The following is a 23,175-nucleotide window of genomic DNA, read 5'->3' as shown; positions in this document are numbered from 1 at the left end:
GTTCCTGTGAGCTGCATTACGTGCCGGTCGGTGTCGGGGGGTGTACTTACCGCCACCTCGATCTCGGGTCGTACGCCCAATGTGCCGGGCCCCGGCCGTCCGTAACTTCTGAGGCATGGCGCACCAGGCGCCCGCACGGAAGGGACGTGGCCATGTTTCGTCGTACGAGCAGAGCCGGATCCGCCAGGAGCGCCGAGGCCTTGCGGCTGGTCAAGGTCAGCAAGACCTACGGAGCCGACGAGAGCGCCGTGACCGCGCTCGACGGCGTGACGCTGAGCCTGCCCGCGGGGAGCTTCACCGCGGTGATGGGCCCCTCCGGGTCCGGCAAGTCGACCCTGCTGCAGTGCGCGGCGGGACTCGACAGGCCCGACTCCGGCATCGTCGTGGTGGACGGCGAGGAGATGACGGGCGGCAGCGAGGCCGAGCTGACCAAGTTCCGGCGGCAGCGCATCGGCTTCGTCTTCCAGCAGTACAACCTGCTGCCCACCCTCACCGTCGCCCAGAACACGACGCTTCCCCTGAAGCTCGCGCGCCGCAGGATCGACCGGGACAGGGCCCGCGCCGTCCTCACCCAGGTCGGCCTCGGCGACCGTCTCGGGCACCGCCCCGACCAGCTCTCCGGCGGCCAGCGCCAGCGCGTGGCCATCGCGCGGGCCCTGGTCACCGAGCCGAGCGTGATCTTCGCCGACGAGCCGACCGGCGCCCTGGACACCCGCAGCGCGCGGGACGTCCTGCGGCTGCTCCAGGAGACCGTGCGCGTGCACGGCGGAACGGTGGTGATGGTCACCCACGACCCGGTCGCCGCCTCCTACGCCGACTCCGTGCTGTTCCTCGCGGACGGCCGCCTCGCGGGACACCTGGAGTCCCCGACCGTCGACGCCGTCGCCGAGCGCCTCGCACACCTGGGCGACGCCGTGGCCGGCGCGCGCTCCGACACGATGCCGCTGGGGGTCTGAGCCATGTTCACACTCGCCCTGCGCTCCGTCCGGCAGCGCCCCGGACGCTTCATCGCCACCCTGCTCTCGGCCTTCCTCGGCGCGGCGATCATCATGACGTTCCACTCGATGCACGACACCGCGGGCGCCCGGGGCGTCGACGACGTCAGCGCGGACACTCTCACCACGGCGGCGAGCGTGGTCGGCGGCTACGGAGCACTCCTGGTGTTCTTCGCCATCGCCTCCACCCTGACCGTGAACGTACGCCAGCGCGGCGAGGAGATCGGCCTGCTGCGCAGCACCGGTGCCACTCCGGCGCAGATCAAGCGGATGGTCGTCGGCGAGGCCGCGGTCGTCGCCCTGACCGGGGCGCTGCTCGCCGTCGGCCCCGGGATGCTCGGCGGCCGGGCGCTGCTCGGACTGTTCAAGGACGGCGGGCAGGTCGCCGACGGCGTGGACTTCTCCTTCGGGCCGATCGCCCTCATGTCCGGGATCGGCATCACGCTGCTCGCCTCGGTGGGCGCCGCGTTCCTCGCGGTGCGCCGCGCGACCAGGGCGGCCGCCGGTGCGCCCCGACGCCGGGGCAGGCTGCGGAACATGGCTGCCTACGGCGCCGTGGTGGCCGGTGCGGCGTCCGTGCTCTCCACCTTCGCCTTCGACGCGACGGCGCCCGCCCTGATGGCGACCCCCGCCTACGGCGCCATCCTGCTCTCCGTCGGCTTCGCGCTGCTCTCGCCCAGGCTGCTGCGGGCGCTGCTCGACGTCCTCGCCGGACCGCTGGAGGCGATCGCCGGGCCGAGCGGCTATCTGACCGTGCGCACCATGCGGCGGCGGGCCGACGAGCTCGCCGGTGTGCTGATGCCGCTTGTGCTCTTCACGGGGATGGCGACCGCGACGCTCTACATCCAGGCCGTCGAGAGCGACGCGATCAAGGCGTCGGGTCTTACCAAGTCCGTCGAGGACAAGAACCTGGAGACACTGAACTTCACCGTCGTCGGCATCATCGTGGTCTTCTCCTGCATCATGCTGATCAACAGCCTGTACGCCGCGACCTCCTACCGGAGCCGCGAGTTCGGCCAGCAGCGCCTTGCCGGGGCCACTCCCGGACAGGTGCTCGGACTGGTCGGCGTCGAGAGTCTGGTCCTCACCGCGACCGGCGTGTTCCTCGGAACGGTGGCCGGGCTCGCCGGCATCCTGCCGTTCAGCTCCGTGCGGGCCGACGCGCTCCTGCCCGACCAGGGAATCGGCATCTGGCTCGCGATCGTCGCCGTCGCCACCGCGGCCACGATGATCACCAGCATCGGCACGGCGCGCCGGACGCTGCGCACCCCGGCGGTGGAGGCGGTGACCCTGGCCGCGTGACGGCTCCGGTTCAGGCGGCGGGGGAGCGCGCGACGCGGAACCCCACGTCGTCGATCCGGAACGTCGGGTGGCTGCGGCGCCGCACCGAGGCCCGGCAGCTCCAGTGCTCGTCGAACCAGCCACCGCCACGGAGCAGCCGATACGTGCCGTACACCTCGGGGTCGTAGAGGTCCCAGCACCACTCCCAGACATTGCCCAGCATGTCGTGCAGACCCCACGCGTTGGCCTGCTTGCCGCCCACTTCGTGGATCCGTCCGGAGCCGTTGCCGCCGTGCCAGGCGATCTCGTCGAGCGGCCCATACCGCGCACCGGCCGTACCGGCCCGGCACGCGTGCTCCCACTCGGCCTCGGTCGGCAGCCGGTAGCCGTCGGCGGACACGTCCCACTCGGCGCCTTCGCCATCGGCGGGGAGACGGTAGGCGGGTGCCAGCCCCTCACGCAGGGACAGGGCGTTGCAGAACCGGACCGCGTCCAGCCAGGAGACGCCCTCGACGGGCAGCCGGTCGCCGTGCGCGGTGCTCGGCCGCTCGCCGGTGACCTGCGCGTACAGCTCCTGGGTGACGGGGAACGCAGCGAGTTCGTGGGCCGCGACCTCCACCGGCCAACTGCGCTGTGTCCGCCGGTCCGACAGCGTCACCTGACCGCCCGGGACGCTGATCATCTTGCTCTCCGTGCTCATGTCGACGACAGGCGAGCCGCACGCATCTGCAGGTAGCGGGTCTCGGGGATGCTCAGCGTACGCTTGGCCGCCAACTGGTAGGCCGCCTGGGCCGCTTCGGTGTCGCCCGCCCGCTCCAGGAGATGGGCGCGCACGGCGTCGAGCCGGTGATGGCCCGCCAACCGGTCCTCCAGAGAAGCGACTTCGGCGAGACCGGCCCGCGGCCCGTGCACCATGGCGAAGGCCACGGCCCGGCTGAGTTCGGCCATGGGGTCGCGAGTGCGGCGTACGAGGATGTCGTACAGGCCCAGGATCTGCGGCCAGTCGGTGTGGTCGGCGCGCGCCGCCTCGTCGTGCAGCGCGGCGATCGCCGCCTGCAACTGGTAGGCGCCCGCGGAGCCTTGGGACAGGGCCTTCTCGACCAGCGCGCAGCCCTCCTCGATCGCGCGCCGGTCCCAGCGCGAGCGGTCCTGTTCGTCGAGCGGGATGAGCTCCCCGTGGGGGCCGGTGCGGGCCGCGCTGCGGGCCTCGGTGAGCAGCATGAGCGCGAGAAGGCCGGTCACCGCGCCCTCCTCGGGCAGCAGGGTGCGCACGGCCCGGGTGAGCCGGATCGCCTCGCGCGCCAGGTCGGAGCGGTGCAGGGCGCTGCCCGATGTCGCCGTGTAACCCTCGTTGAAGATGAGGTAGAGCACCTGAAGGACGGCCGCGAGCCGCTGATCACGGTCCTCGGGGCCCGGCTGCCGGAAGGGCACCCCCTTGACCTTGGCCTTCGCCCTGCTGATCCGCTGCGCCATCGTCGCCTCGGGCACGAGATGGGCGCGGGCGATCTCGGCCGTGGTCAGACCGCCGACCGCGCGCAGCGTCAGCGCGACCTGAGCGGCCGCACTCAGCCCCGGATGGCAGCACAGGAAGAGCAGCGTCAGGGTGTCGTCGTCGGAGGGCGCGCGGCTCTCGCCCGGCGCGGGTGCCGTGAAGGTGTCCCGGGGCGACAGCTGGGCGGCCTCCTCCTCACGTTTGCGCCGCGCCTCGTCACTGCGCAGCTGATCCGTCAGCCGCCGCGAAGCGACCCTGATCAGCCAGCCGCGAGGGTTGTCGGGAACGCCCTGCTCGGCCCACTGCCGGGCCGCGGCGAGCAGCGCCTCCTGCACGGCGTCCTCGGCCTCGCCGAAGTGTCCGTACCGGCGCACGAGCGCGCCGAGGACCTGCGGCGCGTGCAGGCGCAGCAGGTCCTCGACCGAGGCTTCGCTGTTCAGGACGCGTCGTCGGGGACACCCATGATGGGGCGGATCACGACGGGGTAGTTGGGCGCGCCCTCGGGGATCGGGCACTGCTGGATGCGATTGGCGATCTCCGTGACCCGGTCGAGGCTCGCGCAGTCGAGGACCCAGTACCCGGCGAGCACTTCCTTCGTCTCGCCGTAGGGACCGTCCGTGATGACCGGGCGGCCGTCCTTGTCCACGTCGACCAGGCGGGTCTGCGCGGGCTCGGCCAGGCCCTGACCGTCGACGATCTCGCCGGACTCGGCCAGATCGTCGTTGAGCGCGCCCATGAAGGCGAACATCGCCTGCAGGTCCTTCTCGCTCCAGGCCGGGCTGGTCGCGTTCCCCTTGCCGCTCTGCGCCTCGTAGTCCGCCTGCGTTCCCTGAACCATCACCAGATACTTCATGATGTCGCTCCTCCGCTGTGCGGTGGTCACCCCTTGTGGGCAACTCTCACAGGGGACGTCGGAGCGGACGACCCGTTCTCGACATTACGCCGGAACAATTTTCCTGCCCTGTCGGAAGGGCCGGACGGCCGCCGCCCCGCCCGTCGCCCACCAGGACGTTTCGGTGGTCGCCGAATCGACGCGCGGCTACGGTCCGGGCATGACGTACGCACAGCGAGCCGACCAGTTCCGCGCCCTGCACCGCACCGGCGAACCCCTGCTGCTGCCCAACGCCTGGGACCACGCCTCCGCCGCCGCGCTCGCCCACGGCGGCTTCCCGGCGATCGGCACGACCAGCCTCGGTGTGGCGGCAGCCGCCGGCAAGGCGGACGCCATGGGCGGCACACGGGAGGAGACCCTGCGCCTGGCCCGCGGCCTGGCCCGGCTGCCCGCGCTGATCACCGTGGACATCGAGGGCGGCTTCGGCGAGCGGCCCCAGGAGGTCGCGGCCCTCGCCGCGGAACTGGTCAGGGCGGGTGTCGTGGGCGTGAACATCGAGGACGGGCGCCCGGACGGGACGCTGGCCGACACGGCTGTGACGTGCGAGCTGATCCGTGCCGTCAAGGAGACGGCCCCCGATCTCTTCGTCAACGCGCGCACGGACACCTACTGGCTGCACGCCGGGGGAGAGGGGGAGACCGAGCGCCGGGCCGACGCCTATCGGCAGGCGGGCGCCGACGGCCTGTTCGTCCCCGGGCTCCAGGACGAGAAGGTCATCGCGGGTCTTGTCGAGGGGATGGCCGATGTACCGCTGAACATTCTCTTCGCGTCCGGCGCCCTCACCTACCGGCGTCTGGCGGAGCTCGGCGTGCGCCGCGTGAGCAGCGGCTCGCTGCTCTTCCGTGCCGCCCTGCACGGAGCCGTCGAGGCGGCGCGCTCGATCGCCGGGGGTCTCGCCGTGCCGGACGGCATGCCCTCGTACGCGGACGCCCAGGCGCTCTCCGCGGCGTACGGCAAGGGCGACTAGGCGGCTAGGGGCGCACCCCGTCCGCGTCCGACTCGCCGCCCGCGTCCGACCTTTCGCCCTCTCCGTGGCGCGCGCCCCCGCCGTTGCGCTTCTCGTCCCCGTGGCCCGGCCACCACGCCGCGTGCCCGATGAGGGCCGTCAGTGCGGGCGTGAAGATCATCGCCATGACGAAGGCGGCGATGAGGATGCCGAAGGAGAGGGAGAAGCCCATCTGGGAGAGCGTCGAGTTGCCCGCGAGCATCAGCGTCGCGAACGTGCCCGCCAGGATCACGCCCGCCGAGCCGATCGTCGGGCCCGAGTGGCGCACCGCCGTGCCCGCCGCGTCGTGCGGGGTGCGGCCCTCGCGGGCCTCCTCGCGCAGGCGCGACACCATCAGGATGTTGTAGTCCGTGCCGAGGGCGACCACGAACAGATACATGATCACCGGCAGCATGAACATCAACCCCGGCTGGCTGCCGATCTGTTGGAACAGCAGTGAGGTCGCGCCCAGGGTCGCGCCGAAGCCGAGGGCGACGGACAGCATCAGGTACCAGGGCGCCACCAGGCTCCGCAGCAGCAGGCCGAGGATGACCATGATGGCCAGCGCCGCCACCGGGAAGACCACCGAGTAGTCGCGGTCCACCGCCTTGTTGATGTCGACGTACACCGCCGTCGTCCCGCCGACGAGTGCCTCGGTGCCGGGCGGGGCGTCCTCGTGGGCGGTCGGGCGCAGGCGGTCCTTGACGGTCTCCAGGGCCTTGTCGGACGCGGGCGGGTCCGAGAGCACCACGGAGAACGACGCCGTGGAGCGGTCCGTGCTCAGACGGGGAGCGGAGACCTCGCCCACGCCCTGGATGTCGTCCAGCTGTCCCCGGAAGGCGGCCGTGCGCGCCGCGGGGAGCGGTCCGTCGTCCGTCGACGTGAGGTAGACGAAGGTCGGGTCGGTGGTGCCCGCGGGGAAGCCCTTCTGGAGGTCCTTCAGGGCGACCATCGACTCCTTGTCCTTGGGCAGCGAGGAGCCCGCCAGGTCGAAGTTGGCCCGGTATCCGAGCGCGCCGAGCGTGAGCGCGCCCATGAACAGCGCCGACACCAGGGCCCATACGGCGGGCTTGCGGGCGATGGCCTTGCCGAGCCGCGCGAATCCGGTGCCCTGCGGCTCCCGCTGCCACGACTTGGAGGGCCAGAACACCTTGGTGCCGAGCAGCGAGACGACGGCGGGGACCAGCGTGAGCCCGGCGAGCAGCGTCACGAAGACCGCGATGGCCAGGGCCGGGCCCATCGACCGCAGCATCCCGAGCGAGGAGAGCGTGAGCGCGGCGAACGCGACGATGACGGCGCCCGCCGCCGAGGTGATCGCCTCCCCGACCCGCTCGACGGCGTGCACCATGGCGCCCTTGGGATCCTCGCCCGCCCGCAGGGCCTCCCGGTAGCGGAAGAGCAGGAACAGGATGTAGTCCGTGCCGACGCCGAACAGGACGACGGTGAGGAGTTCCTGGATGGAGGAGTCGGCCTTCATGTCGAAGGCCTTGTTCGCGGAGGCGATCAGACCGGTCGCCATCGGCGAGATGAGGCCGATCAGGACCACGGGGAGCAGCGCGATGATCGGGCTCCGGAAGATCACCAGGAGCAGCACGATGATGATCACGATCGTGCCGACCCCGACGAGCAGTCCGGCCCGCTCCGAGGCGTCGCTCTCGTCCAGCGCCTGCGCGGCGGAGCCGGTGATCCCGGCCGAGAGGTCCGTGCCCTTCAGCTCGGGCTTGAGGTCGGACCGCAGGTCTTCGACCGCGTCCTGCTGTGCGGTGTCCTCGGGGTTGGTGATCTTCGGCATCGCGACGACCGACGTCTGCACCAGCTTGTTCGGCGAGACCGCCCCTGGCACGACCGCCTGCACCTCGGGGATCTTCTTGGCCTGGAGATCCTTGGAGATGCGGGCGACGTCCGCGGAGTCGGCGGCCGTCAGCTTTCCGCCGTCGGAGCGCTGGAAGACGATGATCGCGCCGACGTTCTGCTGTTTGGGGAACTCCGCTTCCTGCACGTCCGCCGCGCGGATGGACTCGTAATGGTCCGGCAGGAAGCTTGCCTCGTCGCTGCTGGAGGTGAGTTTCGGCGCCAGGGAGATCACGGCACCGGCCGCCACGACCCACGCCAGGATGATCCACCACGGGCGACGGACCACGAATCGGCCCAGGCCAGAGAACATGCTGCTGCCTCTCCTCGCCCCCGAGGCGTAGCGATGCGTTCTGACCAAGGATCTTCCGGACCGGGCGGCCCCGCCACTTGAGCCGTTCGGCGCAACGGCGGGGCGCGCCCTGGGAGGCCCGAGGGGGCGCGCCCGGAGGACCCGAGGGGGCGCGTCCGGGCGGGCCCGGCTGCCGTCAGAAGTTGATCATGTGTCCGGCCAGGCCGTGCACCGCTTCCTTGACCGCCTCGCCGAGCGTCGGGTGCGCGTGCACGTTGCGCGCGACCTCGTGCACCGTCAGGTCCCACTGCTGGGCCAGGGTCAGCTCGGGGAGCAGCTCCGTGACGTCCGGGCCGATCAGGTGGGCGCCGATGATCTCGCCGTACTGCGCGTCGCTGATGATCTTGACGAAGCCGACGGTGTCGCCGAGGCCGTGTGCCTTGCCGTTCGCCATGAACGGGAACTTCGCGACCTTGACGTCGAAGCCCTTCTCCTTCGCCTGCGCCTCCGTCCAGCCGAAGCTGGCGATCTGCGGCTGGGAGTAGGTGGCCCGCGGGATCATCGGGTAGTCGAGCTCCATCGTCTCGGCGCCCGCGATCGTCTCGGCGGCCACGACACCCATGGACTCGGCGGTGTGCGCGAGCATCAGCTTCGCGGTGACGTCACCGATGGCGTAGATGTGCGGCACGTTCGTCCGCCCGTGCCCGTCGATGTCGATGGCGCCGCGCTCGGTCACCGCCACGCCCGTCGCCTCCAGGCCGAAGCCCGTGACGTTCGGCGCGAAGCCGATGGCCTGCAAGACCTTGTCCGCCTCCAGGACCTCCTGCTTGCCGTCCTTGCCGGTCACGGTGACCTTGACCTTGGCGCCGGACTCGTCGATCGACTCGACGCGGGTGGAGGTCTTCACGTCGATGCCGAGCTTGCGGTACTGCTTGGCCAGCTCCGTCGAGACGTCCGCGTCCTCCAGGGGCGCGATGCGGTCGAGGAACTCGACGATCGTGACCTTCACGCCGTAGTTGTGCAGGACATAGGCGAACTCGATGCCGATGGCGCCGGCGCCCGCGATCACGATCGACTCCGGCACGCTGTCCGCGAGGATCTGCTCCTCGTACGTCACGACGCGCTCGGAGCGCCGCGTGCCGGGCAGCAGCTTCGGCGTCGCGCCCGTGGCGATGATGCAGTTCTCGAACGTGATCGTGTCCGTGGTGCCGTCCGACTTGGCGACCTGGAGCGTGTTCGCGTCGAGGAACGTGCCCCGGCCGTCGAACTCCGTGATCTTGTTCTTCTTCATCAGGAAGTGGACGCCCTTGACGCGGCCGTCCGCGACCGTGCGGCTGCGGTTGAACGCCTCGCCGTAGTCGAAGGACACGTTCCCGTCGACCTTGATGCCGTACGTCTTCTGCTCGTGCGTGAACAGATGGGCCAGCTCGGCGTTGCGCAGCAGTGCCTTGGTCGGGATACAGCCGACGTTGAGGCAGACACCTCCCCAGTACTTCTCCTCGACGACCGCTACCCGCTTGCCCAGCTGGGCGGCGCGGATGGCGGCCACATAGCCGCCGGGTCCTGCTCCGAGCACGACGACGTCGAAGCGGTCTTCCATGGGGAGGTCCTCTCTGGTGGTACGTATCCGGTGGTACGTGACTCGCGCACGTCCGATCATGCGGCATCCGGCCGCGTCGCGGGCGGTCGGGTGGCCGATGTCATGCCACCCGCCCCGGGCCAAGGGCTCAACCGCCGCCGCGGGCCGGTGGGTTGACGCTCCATACCGGATTCACCCGGCCGAAGGTCACGGGATAGTGTCGCCGCGACGGAGCAGAAACCCATGTTCCCTCTGGGAGAGGTGGAGAACGCGCTGTGACCGCAGACGAGCAGACCGGGATCACATCCATACCCTTCGACGTGCCGACGTCGGCGCGCGCCTACGGCTGGATGCTCGGCGGCAAGGACAACTACGCGGTCGACCGCGACTTCCTGCTGCAGACGCTGCCCGACTTCCCCGAGTGCGTCGACATCGCCAGGCAGAACCGCGAGTTCCTCTTCCGCGTCGTGCGCCATCTGACCCGGGCCGGGATCCGCCAGTTCATCGACATGGGCTGCGGCCTGCCGACCGACGACAACGTCCACCAGGTCGCCAAGCGCTTCGCACCCGACACCCGCGTCGTCTACGTGGACATCGACCCGATCGTCCTCGCGCACGGCAGGGCGCTGCTCGCCGACGACTCCACCACCACCGTCATCCACGGTGACATGCGTGACCAGGACGCCGTCCTCGGCCACCCGGACGTGACGCGCCTCATCGACTTCGACGAGCCGGTCGCGGTGCTCTTCCTGTCGGTGGTGCACCACCTGACCGACGCCGACAACCCCCGCCGCGTACTGCGCACGATCATCGACCGCGCGGCCCCCGGCAGCTACCTGGGCCTCTCGCAGGTCGTCGCCGACGACCCGCACCGCGGCGCCGCGATGAGCGCGCACATCTCCGGCGGCGGTGTCCCCTGGCAGACGCGCACCCCCGCCGAGCTCGACGCGCTCCTGGACGGCCTGGAGCCGGTCGAGCCCGGCCTGGTGAACCTGGTCGACTGGCGCCCGGACGCCGACCAGCCCCCGCTCGCCCCGGTCCACGAGGATCTGGCCCCCTACCTGGGCGCCACCGAGCAGAGCAAGGGCATCTACGAGTACGGGGGTTTGCTCCGCAAGGCATAGCCATACACAATGGCGTGCATGATCCAGCACCTGACCGCCGCCGTGAGGACCTTCGGGGTTCCGTGGCGGCGCGGGTGCGAGCGATCGGGTCGCTAGCTGCCCGGGGATCCGTCTCCGTACCGCCACCCGTTCACTCACCACCGAAGGATCACCATGGCTGTGGTTTCCCCTGCCGTCCCCTCCGCTGCTCCTGCCGTCCCGCCCGCGCTGCGTGACGCCCGCGTCCCCGCCGACGGCATGTACGAAGGCCGCCGCACCCTGCGCCGCGTACCCGAAGGCTGGGAAGAGCGCCCCTACGACCTGATCGACGTCGTCCCCCAGGGCCGCCTCATCGGCGCCGAGATCCGCGGCGTCGACCTCGCGCAGCCGCTCACCCCCGCACTGCGCGAGGAGTTGAATCGCGCCCTCCTGGAGTGGAAGGTGCTCTTCTTCCGGGGCGCGGGGATCACCTCCGAGCAGCAGCGCGCCTTCGCCCTCAACTGGGGCGACCTGGAGACCAATCCGCTGCTCGCGCGCGGCTCGGCCGACGACGTCGTCCGCTTCGACAAGGGCGGCAGCGCCACCCCCACGTACGAGAACGTCTGGCACGCCGACGTCACCTTCCGCGAGCGGCCCGCGCTCGGCGCCGTCCTGCAACTGCGCGAGGTCCCGCCGGTGGGCGGCGACACCATGTGGGCGGACATGGCGGCCGCGTACGACAACCTCCCCGACGAGGTGAAGGCACGCATCGAAGGGGCCCAGGCGGTGCACGACTTCATCCCCGGCTTCGCCCGCTTCTACGGACCCGAGAAGCTGATCCCGCTCCAGGAGCAGTTCCCGCCGGTCACGCACCCCGTGGTGCGCAGGCACCCGGAGACCGGGCGGCGGATGCTCTTCGTGAACACCTCCTTCACCACGCACATCGTGGGCATGGAGCGCGCGGAGAGCGACCGGCTGCTGAGCTATCTGGTGCGCCAGGCGCAGGTCCCCGAGTACCAGGTGCGGTTCCACTGGCAGGCCGGTGACGTCGCCTTCTGGGACAACCGCTCCACCCAGCACTACGCGGTCGACGACTACGCCCCGCACCGTCGCGTGGCCGAACGTGTCGCGATCGCGGGCGACCGCCCGTACTGACCCCCGCCCTCGGAAGGAACCCGATTCCTGATGTCAGCCGCAGCGCGCTTCCCGTTGACTCCCGAGCCCATCCACGTCCCCGACGCGGTGCTCGACGACCTCAGGGCGCGGCTGCGGCTGACGCGGTGGCCCGACGACGTGGGCAATGACGACGGGTACTACGGCGTCCGCCGCGGCTACCTCCAGGAACTGGCCGAGTACTGGCTCCATCACTACGACTGGCGCAAGGCCGAAGCGGCCATCAACTCCTATGAGCACTACCGGGTGAGCATCGACGGCGTGCCGGTGCACTTCATGCGCAGGCCCGGCGTCGGCCCCGCCCCCACCCCGCTCGTCCTCACGCACGGCTGGCCCTGGACCTTCTGGCACTGGTCCAAGGTCGTCGACCCGCTCGCCGACCCCGCCGCGTTCGGCGGCGACCCGGCGGACGCGTTCGACGTCATCGTCCCCTCCCTGCCCGGCTTCGGTTTCTCCACGCCGCTGCCGGACCACCCCGACATGAACTTCTGGAAGGTCGCCGACCTCTGGCACACCCTGATGACCGACACGCTCGGCCACGAGAAGTACGCCGCCGCGGGATGTGACATCGGCGCCCTCGTCACCGGTCAGCTCGGCCACAAGTACGCCGACGAGCTGCACGGCATCCACATCGGCTCCGGCCAGAAGCTCACCATGTTCAACGGCGACCGGGGCTGGGACCTCAGCGGCGGACAGCCGATCCCGGAAGGGCTGCCCGAGCCCGCGCACCGGCAACTCCTGTCCCTGGAACGTCGGTTCGCCGCCCACCTGGCCGTGCACGTCCTCGGCCCCAGCACCCTGTCCTACGGGCTCAGCGACTCACCGGTCGGGCTGCTCGCCTGGATCCTGGAGCGCTGGGACAAGTGGAGCGACAACCGGGGCGATGTGGAGAGCGTCTTCTCCAAGGACGATCTGCTCACGCACGCCATGATTTTCTGGGTGAACAACGCCATCGGAACGTCGGTGCGCTACTACGCGAACGCCAACCGCTACCCCTGGACGCCCTCCCACGACCGCAGGCCGGCCATCGAGGCCCCCACCGGCATCACCTTCGTCGGCCACGAGAACCCGCCCGGAGTCACCACCACCGAGCAGCGGATCCAGAGCTGGCTCGCCGGTGACCGTGCCGACTGGTACCACCACGTCAACCTCGCCGCGCACGAGAGCGGCGGTCACTTCATCCCGTGGGAGATCCCCGAGGGCTGGGTGGGCGACCTGCGCCGTACGTTCCGCGACCGGCGCTGAGCGAGACAGGGCACGGCCGGATCCGCTCAACGCTCCAGCATCCGCTGCCACTTGACCTCGCCGTCCTGCCACTCGTCCGTGGGGGAGAGCCCCGCGGCGGTGGCGACGGCGGCCGAAGCCAGGTGGTCCGGGTGGACATGGGCGACGACGCCGCGCACGGCCCGCTGCCCCGCGAGCCAGTCGACGAGGCCGCGGGCAGCCTCCACCGCGATGCCCCGCCCCTGCCAGGGAGTTCCCACGACCCAGGCGATCTCCGCGACCAGCGCGCTGTCGCTGCTGTCGCTGCCGTCGGCGGCGGGACCGACCGTGGCCTGCACCGTCCCGGCCAGGCAGTCCTCGCCGCGCAGCCGCAGCACCCAGTTGCACCAGGAGACCGCCGGGTCGGGGGAGCCCGCGGTCATCCGCAGGTAGCGGGCGCGCAGGGCCTGTGGATCGTCCGGAGAACCGCCGATGAAGGTGTGCAGGGCGGGGTCGGCGAGGACATCGGCCATCTCGTCCGCGTGCTCGACCCGGAGAGGTACGAGGACGAGGCGGGCGGTGCGGATCTCCTGGGCGTGGATCGCGGTCAAGGACGACTCCCTCATCTCTCCTCCTGGCGGCGGCCGAGCAGGAAGTCCCGCTCGGCGGCGTTCTCGGTGCGGGCCAGCGCGGCGTCGTACGCCCGTGCCGCCTCATCGGTGCGGCCGAGGCGTCGCAACAGGTCCGCGCGGATGGCATGGAACACGTGGTAGCTGTCGAGAGCCAGCTCGTCGACCAGGGGCAACGCCGCGCCGGGCCCCTTGACCTCGGCCACCGCCACCGCGCGGTTGAGGGCGGCGACCGGGCTCGGGGCCACGGCAAGGAGCTGGTCGTACAGCTGGAGGATCTGGCCCCAGTCCGTGGCGGACGCGGTCGGCGCGTCGCTGTGCACGGCGTTGATCGCGGCCTGGATCTGGTACGGCCCGGGGCTGCCGCGGCGCAGGCAGCGGCGGACGAGCGCCTGGCCCTCGTCGATCAGCGCGCGGTCCCACCGGCCGCGGTCCTGCTCGGCGAGGAGGACGAGCCCGCCGTCGGCGGTGGTCCTGGCGGCCCGCCGCGACTCGGAGAGCAGCATGAGCGCGAGCAGGCCCAGGGCCTCGGGCTCGTCGGGCATCAGCTCGGTCAGGAGCCGTCCCAGGCGGATGGCCTCCGCGCAGAGGTCGTCGCGGACGAGCGCGTCACCCGCGCTGGCCGTGTGCCCCTCGTTGAAGACGAGATAGACGACGGCGAGGACCGCGCGAAGCCGTTCCGGCAGATCGGCGTCGCCGGGGATCCGGTACGGGATGTGCGCGTCGCGGATCTTCCCCTTGGCCCGCACGATCCGCTGGGCCATCGTCGGCTCCGGCACCAGGAAGGCGCGGGCGATCTCCGTGGTGGTCAGACCGCCCAGGAGACGCAGGGTGAGGGCCACCCGCGCCGCGGGGGCGAGCGCCGGATGGCAGCAGGTGAAGATCAGACGCAGCCGGTCGTCGCGCACGGGTCCCTCCACGGCCGGTGGCTCCTGGGCATGCAGCAGCGCGGCCTGCGCATGCCGGTCCTCGCGGGACGCCTCCCTGCGTAGGCGGTCGATCGCGCGGTTGCGGGCGGTGGTGATGATCCAGCCCGCGGGGCTCGGCGGCAGACCGGTGGAGGGCCACCGCTGCACCGCCGTGGTGAACGCCTCCTGGACCGCCTCCTCGGCGATGTCGATGTCGCCGAAGACGCGGACCAGGACGGCCACCGCGCGCCCGTACTCCGCACGGAAGACCCGCTCGATGCTCCCCGCCGTGACCGTGACCTCCGGGGGACCCGCTGCCACTAGCAGGATCCGTGCTGCAGCGGCCTGACCTCGATGGGCAGGGTGATCGCGCGGGCCAGCTTGCGGCCCCATGCGAGCGCCTCGTCCAGATCGGCCGCCCGGATGACGGTGAAGCCGCCGAGATGCTCCTTGCCCTCGACGTACGGGCCGTCGGTCGTGAGCACCTCGTTGTCCTTGAGGCGCACCACGGTCGCCGTGCTCGGCGGGAAGAGGCCCCCGGCGAACACCCAGGCGCCCGCCTCCCTGAGCTCGGCGTTCACCGCTTCGACGTCGCGCATGATGGGCTCGAGGAACTCCGGATCCGGCACGCCGCCGTCGGGCTGGTAGATGCTGAGCAGGTACTGGTTCATGGTCGTCGCTCCTTGGCGGATCGTCCCTGGGGCCGGCCCTGTGCCGCCCTCTCACTGTCCATACGAACGGCAATCGGCCGGATCGACAGGGGGAGGCGAAAGATCCGCCGAACATTCTCGCCGGGCGTTCTCGGCTAATGATCGGTGATGATCGCGTCGAGGTGCCGCAGCGCCGCCTCCACCCGCGCCGGATCGTCGAAGAACGGGTCGTCCGGGACGGGCAGCGAGCCCGCGAGGGCGATCCCGCGGCCCCGCGCCCACGTCGCGTCATCGACGTCGACCGCCGCGCGGAAGGCGCCCCGGGCCTCGTCCGGCAGGAACAGCCACGCGGGCAGCAGGTCGACCGCGGGGTCGCCCACGGCCAGCGTCCCGAAGTCGATGACGGCGCTCAGGCGGCCGCCGACGGACAGCAGATTGCCGGTCGCCAGGTCGCCGTGGACCCACGAGGGCGGGCCGTCCCAGGCGGGTGCCGCGAGGGCCTCGTCCCACACGGCGGTCACCGCGTCACTGTCGACGAGCCCCGCCACCTTCAGCTTCGCGATCTTGGAGCGTACGAGGGAGTCGGCGAACAAGGAGTCGCACTCGGTGCCCACGCGTTCCCCGCGGAAGGCATTGCTGAGCCGGGGGCCCGGACCGCCCGTGGGGTCGATGCCCCGCAGGGCGGTGACGAATCCGGCGAGGTCGGCCGCCGCCCGGAGCGGATCCGTGAGGGAGCCGGTGGTCGCGGTGTCGCCCTCCAGCCACCGGTAGACGGACCAGGGGAAGGGGTAGCCCTCGCCGGGTTCGCCCCTGCCCAGCGGCTCGGAGACGGCGAGCGGCAGCTGCGGGGCGAGCCACGGCAGCCACCGCTGCTCGGCCTCCACCTGACCGACCCACCTGCGGTGGCGCGGCAGCCGTACGGACATGTCGTCGCCGAGCCGGTACGTCGCGTTGTCCATGCCGGACAGCGGGACCGGCGCGAGCGGCAGGTCCGCCCACCGGGGGAACTGCGCTGCGAGCAAGCGGCGGACCAGGTCCGTGTCGATGATCGGATCACTCATGGGCAACTCCCCGCGCACGAACTGCGCCTTGGACGACGCTGGGGCGTCGTCCAAGGCGCAGTGGTGGATGTCGAGGCCTCATCCCACCGTCACGAGAGAGGCCACGTCCACCCAATTACCGTCGGCTGCGCGAAGGAAGACCGCACGGCAGGCGGAGCTCAGAACGCGAGGGCCGCGCCTCCCGCGAGGCCCGCCCGCATCTCGCAGCTGTTGCCGAACGTCTGGGACCACGCGACTCGTCTGCCCTGCCACACGCCGTCGACCGCGACCACGACGGGCTTCCACTCCTTCGTGCAGGCCATGCCGGGTGACGTGCCGACCAGCTGAGCGAACTGACCGTCGACCGAGCGCAGTTCGGCGCAGGCGGCGGACGGCGTGGGGTGGGTTCCGGAGGCCTTGGGCAGACAGTTCAGGGTCACGGCGCGTTCCATGATCGCGGTGTCCGCCTCTTCGCCCTGGCCGACGGCGAGGACCAGCGACGAGGGCGCGTAGAGGCCGGCGGCGGCGGCCTTGGGCTGGGCCTGCGCCGTGCCAGAGGTTCCGGACATCACGCAGGCGGCCACGACAGCGGTGGCGCCCACCGTCTTGAGGAAGAAACGCACGTCAACTCTCCTTTGATGCGGGTGTGTTGCTGGTTGCAGACGGGAGTCTTGCCGGTGCGGAGAGTGAGTTCCAAACGCATGGTCGATTTCCGGATGCATGTGTCCGCTGAGCGGTCACCGCATGACCGTTCGGGCAGCTCAGGGCGGGCGAGAGGGATGCGGAACGTCACGCGAAGGGTGTCCAACATGTGGACCGGAAGCGATGGTGCAAGTCAGAACAACTGTCTGACCTGCGGAAACAGTTGATTTGATTTTCTACCGGAATCGATGGTCGACCGGAAAGCATCGGTGCTAAGGGCTCAGGCCGGACCGCCGCAACGCAAAGCGGACCGCCGCAGCGCAAGGCGGCGCGCCGCGGCGGCCACGCCTCAGCCGAGCGTGACGCTGATCCGCTGACTGGCGCCCTTCGTGCCGCTGAGGTCCCCGAACGTCAGCTTCAGGGAGGCGCCGGTGACCGCCGACGTGACCGTGGCGGGCTTGGCCGTCACCGCGGACACGGCGCGGTTCCAGGTGAGGGTCAGGGAGGTCTGCGCGCGCATCGGGTCGCTGACGCAGATGACGGCCGTGCCGTCGCTCTTCTCGCTGATCTGCACGGAACAGGGCGCGCTCGCGGTGAGCTTGCCCACCGTGCCGCCGAACCAGAAGTTGACCCCGGTGAAGCCGAGCGAGGGGACCGAAACACCTTGCTGGTTGTCGGAGTTGGCGAGGATCTGGAGCCATCCGGTGTCCGCCGACCGGGCCGCTGTCTGCGCCGCGCTCGCCCCCGGCATCAGGGCGTAGGCGTACGTCCCGTTCGTCGGTGCGGTGCCGTGGTCGACGTACATCGTGAGGTACTTGCGGGCGATCGCCGTCGTCGCGCCGCCCTTGTTGATGTCGCTCCACTTGCCGCTGCGCTCCTCGCGCAGTGCCTTCACCGTCGCGCCGCCGGGGAAGACATAGCCGCCGTGGCCCCCGATGTGCGCCCATTTGGCGCCGGTGAGGGTCGCGGACCAGGGGGAGCCGGTCGGCTTGGCCGCGCCGTCCACCTGGAACGAGGTGGTGCCCGTCGGGCCGAGGTTGCGGTTCTCGACGGTCGTCTCGACCGCCGCGCCGTCCGTGCAGACGATGCCCGCTCCCAGACAGACGATCGCGTCGTCCAGGCAGAACCACGACTTCTTCGCGCGCAGGGTGCTCTGCAGTCCCTTCAGGTACTGCCCGATGGAGGCCCGTTGGCCGTCGCTCGCCCCGCCCACCCACTTCACGTCCGGCATCGAAGCGCCCCAGTCGCCGCCCGCCGCGTCCGCGAGCGCCTTGCGCGATGCCGTGACGCCGGGCAGCCGGTACGGGTCGACCGTGGGCCAGAAGGCGTCGCTGTACTGCCCGTTGGCGTAGGTGTCGCCCCACCAGTAGAGCATTCCGGAGCCGGTGTGCCAGCCGCGCAGATTCTCGCCGTTGCCCGTCTCGTAGTACGTGATGCGGGGATCGGCCATGCTGATCGAAGCGGCCCAGCCGGGGCGCCGGTGCGTCGCGCGGGCCATGTTCGGGAAGAGCCGGTGGCCGGTGGGCTCGGCGATCGCGGTCACCGACGTGTCGCTCTCAACCCCTTGCAGGCGGGCCAGACTTGTCAGGCCGAGCGAGGCGTCGCTCAGCGGCGGACTGTAGTAGTCGCGCCGCATCCAGCCCTTGACCAGGCCGCGCCACCGCGCGTTCTCGGCCGCGCTCGCGCCCTGACCGAGGAGTACGACGGCGGACATGATGGGGTGGCCGCGCCGGTGGTCGTCGGCCTGGATCCTCTTGGCGTCGGACGTGGCCAGACCGCGGCTGATGGCACGGCCCGCCACGCCGTCCATGACGAGGCCGTTGTAGATGAACGGAGCCCACGCCTTCTCCACGGCGTCGAAGATGATCTGCTTCTTGGCGTCCGTGACCTCCCAGCTCGATCCGCGCAGCAGGGAGAAGAGCATGCCGAGGCCGCCGAGCATCACCGATCCGTACGACCCCGTGTAGGGCACGGTGGTGTGCTGGATGAACGAGCCGTCGGTGTAGAGGCCGTCGCCGGTGGTCACGTACGGGAAGACGGGGGACAGGGCGTCCCTGGCCAGCGCGATCTTCGCGGAGCTCGCGCCGACGACACCGCGCAGCGCGAGCACGCGGCACAGGTCGACGCGGTTCGCGCCGGTGCTCGTCCCGGTGTAGCTGCCTACCGCGGAGTCAGGCACGAAGTGGTCCACGGCCTTGCAGTAGTTGGCCACTTGGGTCTCCGACAGCTGGTCGTACATCAGGACGCAGACGTCGAGGAGGTTCTGCGGGGCGCCTATCTGCCAGCTGTACCAGTTGCCGAACCGCGCCTGGTTCTCGTTGTAGACCTGCGTGTAGAGGTGGTCGAGGCCGGTGAGGATGTCGGCCTTGAGGCCCGCGTCGCCGGTCAGGCCCGTGCCCTCCTGCCGGTAGGCCTGCGCCATGGTGTTGAGTCGGCTGTAACCGGTTACTACGTTCGCCGAGTAGCCGTACGACTCCTGGTCGGTGTCCGGATCGGGGTCGGCGTACGAGGCGTCCGGCCACAGGGACCCTGTGGCGGGGGCCATGGTGGCGCGCAATTCCCGCGCCGTGGTGCCGAGTTCGGCCAGGCGGCTCTTGAAGGGCTCGGCCGTGGGGGAGAAGCCCTCTCCGAGTATCAAGGTGCGCCACTTGGTGCGCAGTGCTTCGTACGCGTCCGCGGCGACCGCTGCTTCTGCCTCGTCCGAGGGCAGCAGACCCGAGGCCGTCAGGGCGAGCGCGGAGCCGCCGGTGGTGAGCAGGAAGGCGCGGCGGGACCAGGGAGAGTGCATGGGGTCTCCGATGGTGAGGGGGAGAGGGAGGGGGAGAAGTGGGAGGTGCGCGCGGGGGGCGAGAGGAGTAAGCGCTTTCTAGCATGGGTCCAGGCCACTGCTCAATGGGTCGCGCAACGCGCTGTAGCGTCAGGGGTATGAACGATCACGCAGTGGTGGATGTGGGCGACGTACGCCTGGCCTATCGGACCTGGGGCGACTCGTACGGAGCGCCCGTCGTGCTGCTGCACGGGCTCGGCGGTTCCTCGGCGACCTGGGAGCAGGTCGGGCAGGTGCTCGGCCAGGAGTGGCGCGTGTACGCGCTCGATCTGCGCGGGCACGGCGAGAGCGACTGGCCGGACGAGTACTCGGTCGAGCTGATGCGGGACGACGTGCTCGGCTTCCTCGACGAGCTCGGCCTCGACCGCGTCGGCGTCGTGGGCCACTCCATGGGCGGGGTCGTGGCGTACCTCCTCGCGCAGGAGCACCCGGACCGCGTCGAGCGCCTCGTCCTGGAGGAGACCCCGCCGCCCTACCCGCGCGACATGATCGAGGACCCGCGCCCCGAGGGGGCCCTCGACTTCGACTGGCCCGTGTCCCCCGCGGTCCGCGCACAGATCTTCGACCCGGACCCGGAGTGGGCCGAGCGGCTCGGCGAGATCGTCGCACCGACGCTGATCGTGGCGGGCGGCCCGGACAGCAGCATGCCGCAGGGGCGCATCCCCGACATGGCATCGGAGATCCCCGACTCCCGGCTGATCACGATCCCGGTCGGGCACTCGGTGCACGAGGCGAGCCCGCAGCAGTTCGCCGAGCAGGTCAGCGAGTTCTTCACCAGCTGAGCCGGGCTGAGCCGGGCTGGACTGAGCTGAGCCGGGCCGGGGCAAAGGGTGCGGGGCGTGGTCGGACCACGCCCCGCAGCACGTCCGTCGGTGGTTACGCCGGGCGCGGCCGTGACTGGTAGAGGCGGGTGTAGTAGCGGCCGTCCGCCTCCAGGCCTGTGGGGTCGTCACCGGCTTTGAGTACCTGGTCCACGGCGCTGCTCTGCTCGCCGGGATCGCTGAACAGCCGCTGCGGGTAGGTCCTTTCGGGATCGGTCTCGGTGGCGAGGCCATGGGCGTCCAGGACGGTCAGGATCTCCGTGAACGGCACCGTGCGCAGGACGAACGCACTCACCCACACCGGTACGCGCGTCGCGTCGAGGAGCGCGCCGAAGGTGTGGTGGGTGATGTAGCCGATGCCTCCGGTGACCGTGATCAGGCCGACGCGCCCCACCGCGCGGCGCAGCTCGTCGCTGGGCGGGTGACGCTCCAGGTTCTCCGCATAGGCCTCGTCGAGCAGGCCCACCTCCAGGGCGTAGCGCGTCGCGTTCTCGGCCGTATCGAGGCCGATGACAGGTACCGCGTCCTCCCGCCGCCGCGAGGCGTAGAACTCCTTGTCGGACTCGATGAGTTCACCCCGGGTGAGCGCGGCGGCCTCGTCGCTCGTGTAGTGCGCGTACAGCTCCTCCAGCGTGAGGTCGTGATTGAGCAGCGCCGCGTTGATCCCGTAGGAGCAGCAGAGGTCGAGGACCGTGACGGGGAGCCCGGTGCCGCGCACCGCGGACCGCTGGGCGAGCGTGCGCCGGAAGACGTCCTGAGCCTGGTGCGGTATCTCGTACTGCAAAGGGGCCAGCGTACGGAAGTAGGCGCGGGGGTCAGGCTGGTTGTAGATGTCGTCGAACCGGGTCTTGCCTGCCGCGGTGGTGGTTCGGGCACCGGTCATGAGGCATGCCTCCTCGTGCTGAGTGGCGGGTCTACGGCCGCGATACGTCTACCTGACCCATGGCTCAACCCGATAGACCTCCTGGCGGTAACCGGCCACGACGGCGGCCACGAGTCCCTGAAGCCGCTCCGGCCCGTCCTCCGTGCACGCTGGTCAAAGCCCGATGCTCCGCTGTTGTCCAAGAACCCCTCCGAAGCTGGTTTAAGCCCGAACGGCTGGGACCAGGCCTATGCCGCGGTCGGTCGTTCCGGGATCGGCTTCGCCGCGGGGGCGGGTGGTGCGGGCGCAGGCGGCTGGGCCTGCTGGGCCTTCTCCAGGAAGCGCAACAGCTCCACGGGGAAGGGCAGTACGAGCGTCGAGTTCTTCTCGGCGGCCACGGCAACCACCGTCTGCAGGAGCCTCAGTTGGAGCGCCGCGGGCTCGTCCGCCATCTCGTGCGCGGCCTGGGCCAGCTTCTTGGAGGCCTGCAGCTCGGCGTCCGCGTTGATCACGCGGGCCCGCCGTTCACGGTCGGCCTCGGCCTGCCGGGCCATGGACCGTTTCATCGTCTCCGGGAGCGACACGTCCTTGATCTCGACCCGGTCGATCTGCACGCCCCAGCCGAGGGCGGGCGAGTCGATCATCAACTCCAGGCCTTGATTGAGCTTTTCCCGGTTGGAGAGCAGATCGTCGAGATCGCTCTTGCCGATGATCGACCGGAGTGACGTCTGGGCCATCTGCGAGACAGCGAAGCGGTAGTCCTCGACCTTGATCACCGCGTCGGCGGCGTCGATGACCTTGAAGTAGATGACCGCGTCCACGCGCACCGTGACGTTGTCCCGGGTGATGCCGTCCTGTGCCGGGACCGGCATCGTCACGATCTGCATGTTCACCTTGTGCAACCGGTCCATGCCGGGCACCACCATGGTGAAACCCGGCTCGCGGATGTTCTCCCGCAGCCGGCCGAGACGGAGCACCACGCCCCGTTCGTACTGCTTGACCACGCGGGCCGCCGACACCACGTACACAAACCCGGCAGCCGCGACCGCGGCCCCTGCTGTGAGCAGCTCTTCGACCATGACGACCCCCTATCTTCCGAGTCGCCCGTCATTACAAAGATATGCCCAGGTTTGTCCGGGGTCGAGCCCCTGTTCTGTCCGGGGCCGAGCCCCTGTCTGCCCTTCCGCTGAACCGCCCCTCCGCTGACTAGGGTGGGGACGGTGTTCACCTCTCAGGGCCCCACATTCCGCGAACTGACCATGCAGGCTCTCTCCTCCATCGAGGACGGCTACGACCTGCTGGCCCCCAAGTTCGACCACACCCCGTTCCGTACTCCCGACCGGATGCTCGACGCGGTCGCGGACACGCTGCGTGGTCTCGGGCCGTTCGACGCGGGCCTCGATGTCTGCTGCGGGACCGGCGCGGGCGTCGAGACGCTGCTGCCGCTGTGCCGCGAGCGGGTCACCGGCGTCGACTTCAGCGCCGGGATGCTGGCCAGGGCGGAGGCCGCGGTCGCCCGTGGGGACGGCGGGCCCGCGGTGGAGTGGGTGCGGGCCGACGCGCGTGCCCTGCCCTTCGCCGAGGGCTTCGATCTGGCGGTCAGCTTCGGGGCGTTCGGACACTTCCTGCCCGCCGAGAGGCCCCGGCTCTTCGCGCAGGTCCACGGAGCGCTGAAGCCCGGCGGCGCATTCGCCTTTCCGATCGGCGCGCCGCAGCCGATGACCTCGCCGCTGTACTGGGCGCTGCTCGGCTTCGACGGGGTGATGCGGGTGCGGAACCTGCTGTGGCGTCCGCCGTTCGTCATGTACTACCGGACGTTTCCGCTGCGGGGTGTCCTCGATGACCTGCGCCGGGCCGGGTTCACGGTGCGGCTGCACCCGCTGGAGGAGTTCGGCCGCCGGGGCGACGGCAGCCCGCACTGGTGCCTCGTCGAGGCGCGGAAGGCCTGAGCGCCACCACGGGCCCCTGCCT

The 23,175-nt window shown here is 70.7% G+C and carries 20 protein-coding genes and 1 pseudogene; 8 read left to right on the top strand and 13 right to left on the bottom strand.

Annotation, left to right across the window (positions count from 1 at the left end):
• Positions 1–152: 152 nt before the first annotated feature.
• Positions 153–956: an ABC transporter ATP-binding protein gene (locus ABZ833_RS03315; protein ID WP_361040341.1), complete on the top strand. Its 804-nt coding sequence runs from the start codon at positions 153–155 to the stop codon at positions 954–956.
• 3 nt (positions 957–959) lie between these two features.
• The gene (locus ABZ833_RS03310) at positions 960–2,297 is read left to right on the top strand and encodes an FtsX-like permease family protein (RefSeq protein WP_361040339.1); all 1,338 of its coding nucleotides are present in this window, start codon (positions 960–962) and stop codon (positions 2,295–2,297) included.
• Positions 2,298–2,307: 10 nt separating this feature from the next.
• Here the strand turns inward: ABZ833_RS03310 and ABZ833_RS03305 are convergent, their stop codons facing one another.
• Genes ABZ833_RS03305 through ABZ833_RS03295 form a run of 3 tightly spaced genes read right to left on the bottom strand, consistent with a single transcriptional unit; the run spans position 2,308 to position 4,621 of the window.
• Complete coding sequence (locus ABZ833_RS03305) at positions 2,308–2,976, bottom strand: SUMF1/EgtB/PvdO family nonheme iron enzyme (RefSeq protein ID WP_361040337.1); 669 nt, start codon at positions 2,974–2,976, stop codon at positions 2,308–2,310.
• The gene (locus ABZ833_RS03300; protein ID WP_361041325.1) at positions 2,973–4,208 is read right to left on the bottom strand and encodes a sigma-70 family RNA polymerase sigma factor; all 1,236 of its coding nucleotides are present in this window, start codon (positions 4,206–4,208) and stop codon (positions 2,973–2,975) included. The genes ABZ833_RS03305 and ABZ833_RS03300 overlap by 4 nt, the downstream gene beginning before the upstream one ends.
• Complete coding sequence (locus ABZ833_RS03295; RefSeq protein WP_361040334.1) at positions 4,205–4,621, bottom strand: YciI family protein; 417 nt, start codon at positions 4,619–4,621, stop codon at positions 4,205–4,207. The genes ABZ833_RS03300 and ABZ833_RS03295 overlap by 4 nt, the downstream gene beginning before the upstream one ends.
• Positions 4,622–4,820: 199 nt before the next feature.
• On the opposite strand from ABZ833_RS03295, the gene ABZ833_RS03290 reads away from it, so the two are divergent.
• Entirely contained in the window at positions 4,821–5,627 is an 807-nt protein-coding gene (locus ABZ833_RS03290) for an isocitrate lyase/phosphoenolpyruvate mutase family protein (protein ID WP_361040332.1), read from the top strand.
• 4 nt (positions 5,628–5,631) lie between these two features.
• Here ABZ833_RS03290 and ABZ833_RS03285 read toward each other — a convergent pair whose 3' ends face one another.
• Entirely contained in the window at positions 5,632–7,809 is a 2,178-nt protein-coding gene (locus ABZ833_RS03285; protein ID WP_361040329.1) for an MMPL family transporter, read from the bottom strand.
• 175 nt (positions 7,810–7,984) lie between these two features.
• Entirely contained in the window at positions 7,985–9,388 is a 1,404-nt protein-coding gene (lpdA, locus tag ABZ833_RS03280) for a dihydrolipoyl dehydrogenase (RefSeq protein ID WP_361040326.1), read from the bottom strand.
• Positions 9,389–9,642: 254 nt separating this feature from the next.
• On the opposite strand from lpdA, the gene ABZ833_RS03275 reads away from it, so the two are divergent.
• The 3 genes from ABZ833_RS03275 to ABZ833_RS03265 all read left to right on the top strand — a co-directional run bounded on the left by ABZ833_RS03275 (position 9,643) and on the right by ABZ833_RS03265 (position 12,867).
• A complete protein-coding gene (locus ABZ833_RS03275) occupies positions 9,643–10,491 on the top strand; it encodes an SAM-dependent methyltransferase (RefSeq protein ID WP_361040324.1) in 849 nt (282 codons plus the stop codon).
• A gap of 153 nt (positions 10,492–10,644) precedes the next feature.
• Positions 10,645–11,604, top strand: a complete 960-nt coding sequence (locus ABZ833_RS03270; RefSeq protein ID WP_361040321.1) for a TauD/TfdA family dioxygenase — start codon at positions 10,645–10,647, stop codon at positions 11,602–11,604.
• Between the two features lie 30 nt (positions 11,605–11,634).
• On the top strand, positions 11,635–12,867 hold the full coding sequence (locus tag ABZ833_RS03265) for an epoxide hydrolase (protein ID WP_361040319.1): 1,233 nt from the start codon (positions 11,635–11,637) through the stop codon (positions 12,865–12,867).
• A 26-nt stretch (positions 12,868–12,893) separates the two neighbouring features.
• Here the strand turns inward: ABZ833_RS03265 and ABZ833_RS03260 are convergent, their stop codons facing one another.
• The 6 genes from ABZ833_RS03260 to ABZ833_RS03235 form a co-directional block, all read right to left on the bottom strand.
• On the bottom strand, positions 12,894–13,451 hold the full coding sequence (locus tag ABZ833_RS03260; protein ID WP_361040317.1) for a GNAT family N-acetyltransferase: 558 nt from the start codon (positions 13,449–13,451) through the stop codon (positions 12,894–12,896).
• On the bottom strand, positions 13,448–14,683 hold the full coding sequence (locus tag ABZ833_RS03255; RefSeq protein ID WP_361040314.1) for an RNA polymerase sigma factor: 1,236 nt from the start codon (positions 14,681–14,683) through the stop codon (positions 13,448–13,450). Before ABZ833_RS03255 ends, ABZ833_RS03260 begins: the two co-directional genes overlap by 4 nt.
• Positions 14,683–15,033: a YciI family protein gene (locus tag ABZ833_RS03250; protein WP_361040311.1), complete on the bottom strand. Its 351-nt coding sequence runs from the start codon at positions 15,031–15,033 to the stop codon at positions 14,683–14,685. The genes ABZ833_RS03255 and ABZ833_RS03250 overlap by 1 nt, the downstream gene beginning before the upstream one ends.
• Positions 15,034–15,167: 134 nt before the next feature.
• Positions 15,168–16,073 (bottom strand): aminoglycoside phosphotransferase family protein, encoded by a 906-nt coding sequence (locus ABZ833_RS03245; protein WP_361040308.1) that lies wholly within the window; start codon positions 16,071–16,073, stop codon positions 15,168–15,170.
• Positions 16,074–16,231: 158 nt separating this feature from the next.
• Positions 16,232–16,621: a subtilase-type protease inhibitor gene (locus ABZ833_RS03240; RefSeq protein WP_361041322.1), complete on the bottom strand. Its 390-nt coding sequence runs from the start codon at positions 16,619–16,621 to the stop codon at positions 16,232–16,234.
• Between the two features lie 422 nt (positions 16,622–17,043).
• Positions 17,044–19,482 carry a polysaccharide lyase 8 family protein gene (locus ABZ833_RS03235; RefSeq protein ID WP_361040305.1) on the bottom strand — a complete coding sequence of 813 codons (2,439 nt, stop codon included), beginning with the start codon at positions 19,480–19,482 and terminating at the stop codon, positions 17,044–17,046.
• 137 nt (positions 19,483–19,619) lie between these two features.
• Between ABZ833_RS03235 and ABZ833_RS03230 the strand changes: the two genes are divergently transcribed.
• Positions 19,620–20,303: an alpha/beta hydrolase gene (locus tag ABZ833_RS03230; protein ID WP_361040302.1), complete on the top strand. Its 684-nt coding sequence runs from the start codon at positions 19,620–19,622 to the stop codon at positions 20,301–20,303.
• Between the two features lie 94 nt (positions 20,304–20,397).
• Here ABZ833_RS03230 and ABZ833_RS03225 read toward each other — a convergent pair whose 3' ends face one another.
• On the bottom strand, positions 20,398–21,225 hold the full coding sequence (locus ABZ833_RS03225; RefSeq protein WP_361040299.1) for a hypothetical protein: 828 nt from the start codon (positions 21,223–21,225) through the stop codon (positions 20,398–20,400).
• 275 nt (positions 21,226–21,500) lie between these two features.
• Positions 21,501–22,283, bottom strand: a pseudogene (locus tag ABZ833_RS03220) (slipin family protein); the annotation flags it as partial.
• A gap of 141 nt (positions 22,284–22,424) precedes the next feature.
• Here ABZ833_RS03220 and ABZ833_RS03215 point away from each other — a divergent pair.
• Complete coding sequence (locus ABZ833_RS03215) at positions 22,425–23,153, top strand: class I SAM-dependent methyltransferase (protein ID WP_361040296.1); 729 nt, start codon at positions 22,425–22,427, stop codon at positions 23,151–23,153.
• The last annotated feature ends 22 nt before the right edge of the window (positions 23,154–23,175 follow it).

It is taken from the genome of Streptomyces sp. NPDC047525 (assembly GCF_040643025.1).
GTDB lineage: Bacteria > Actinomycetota > Actinomycetes > Streptomycetales > Streptomycetaceae > Streptomyces > Streptomyces durmitorensis.
This window is presented reverse-complemented; position numbering and strand designations above follow the sequence as displayed.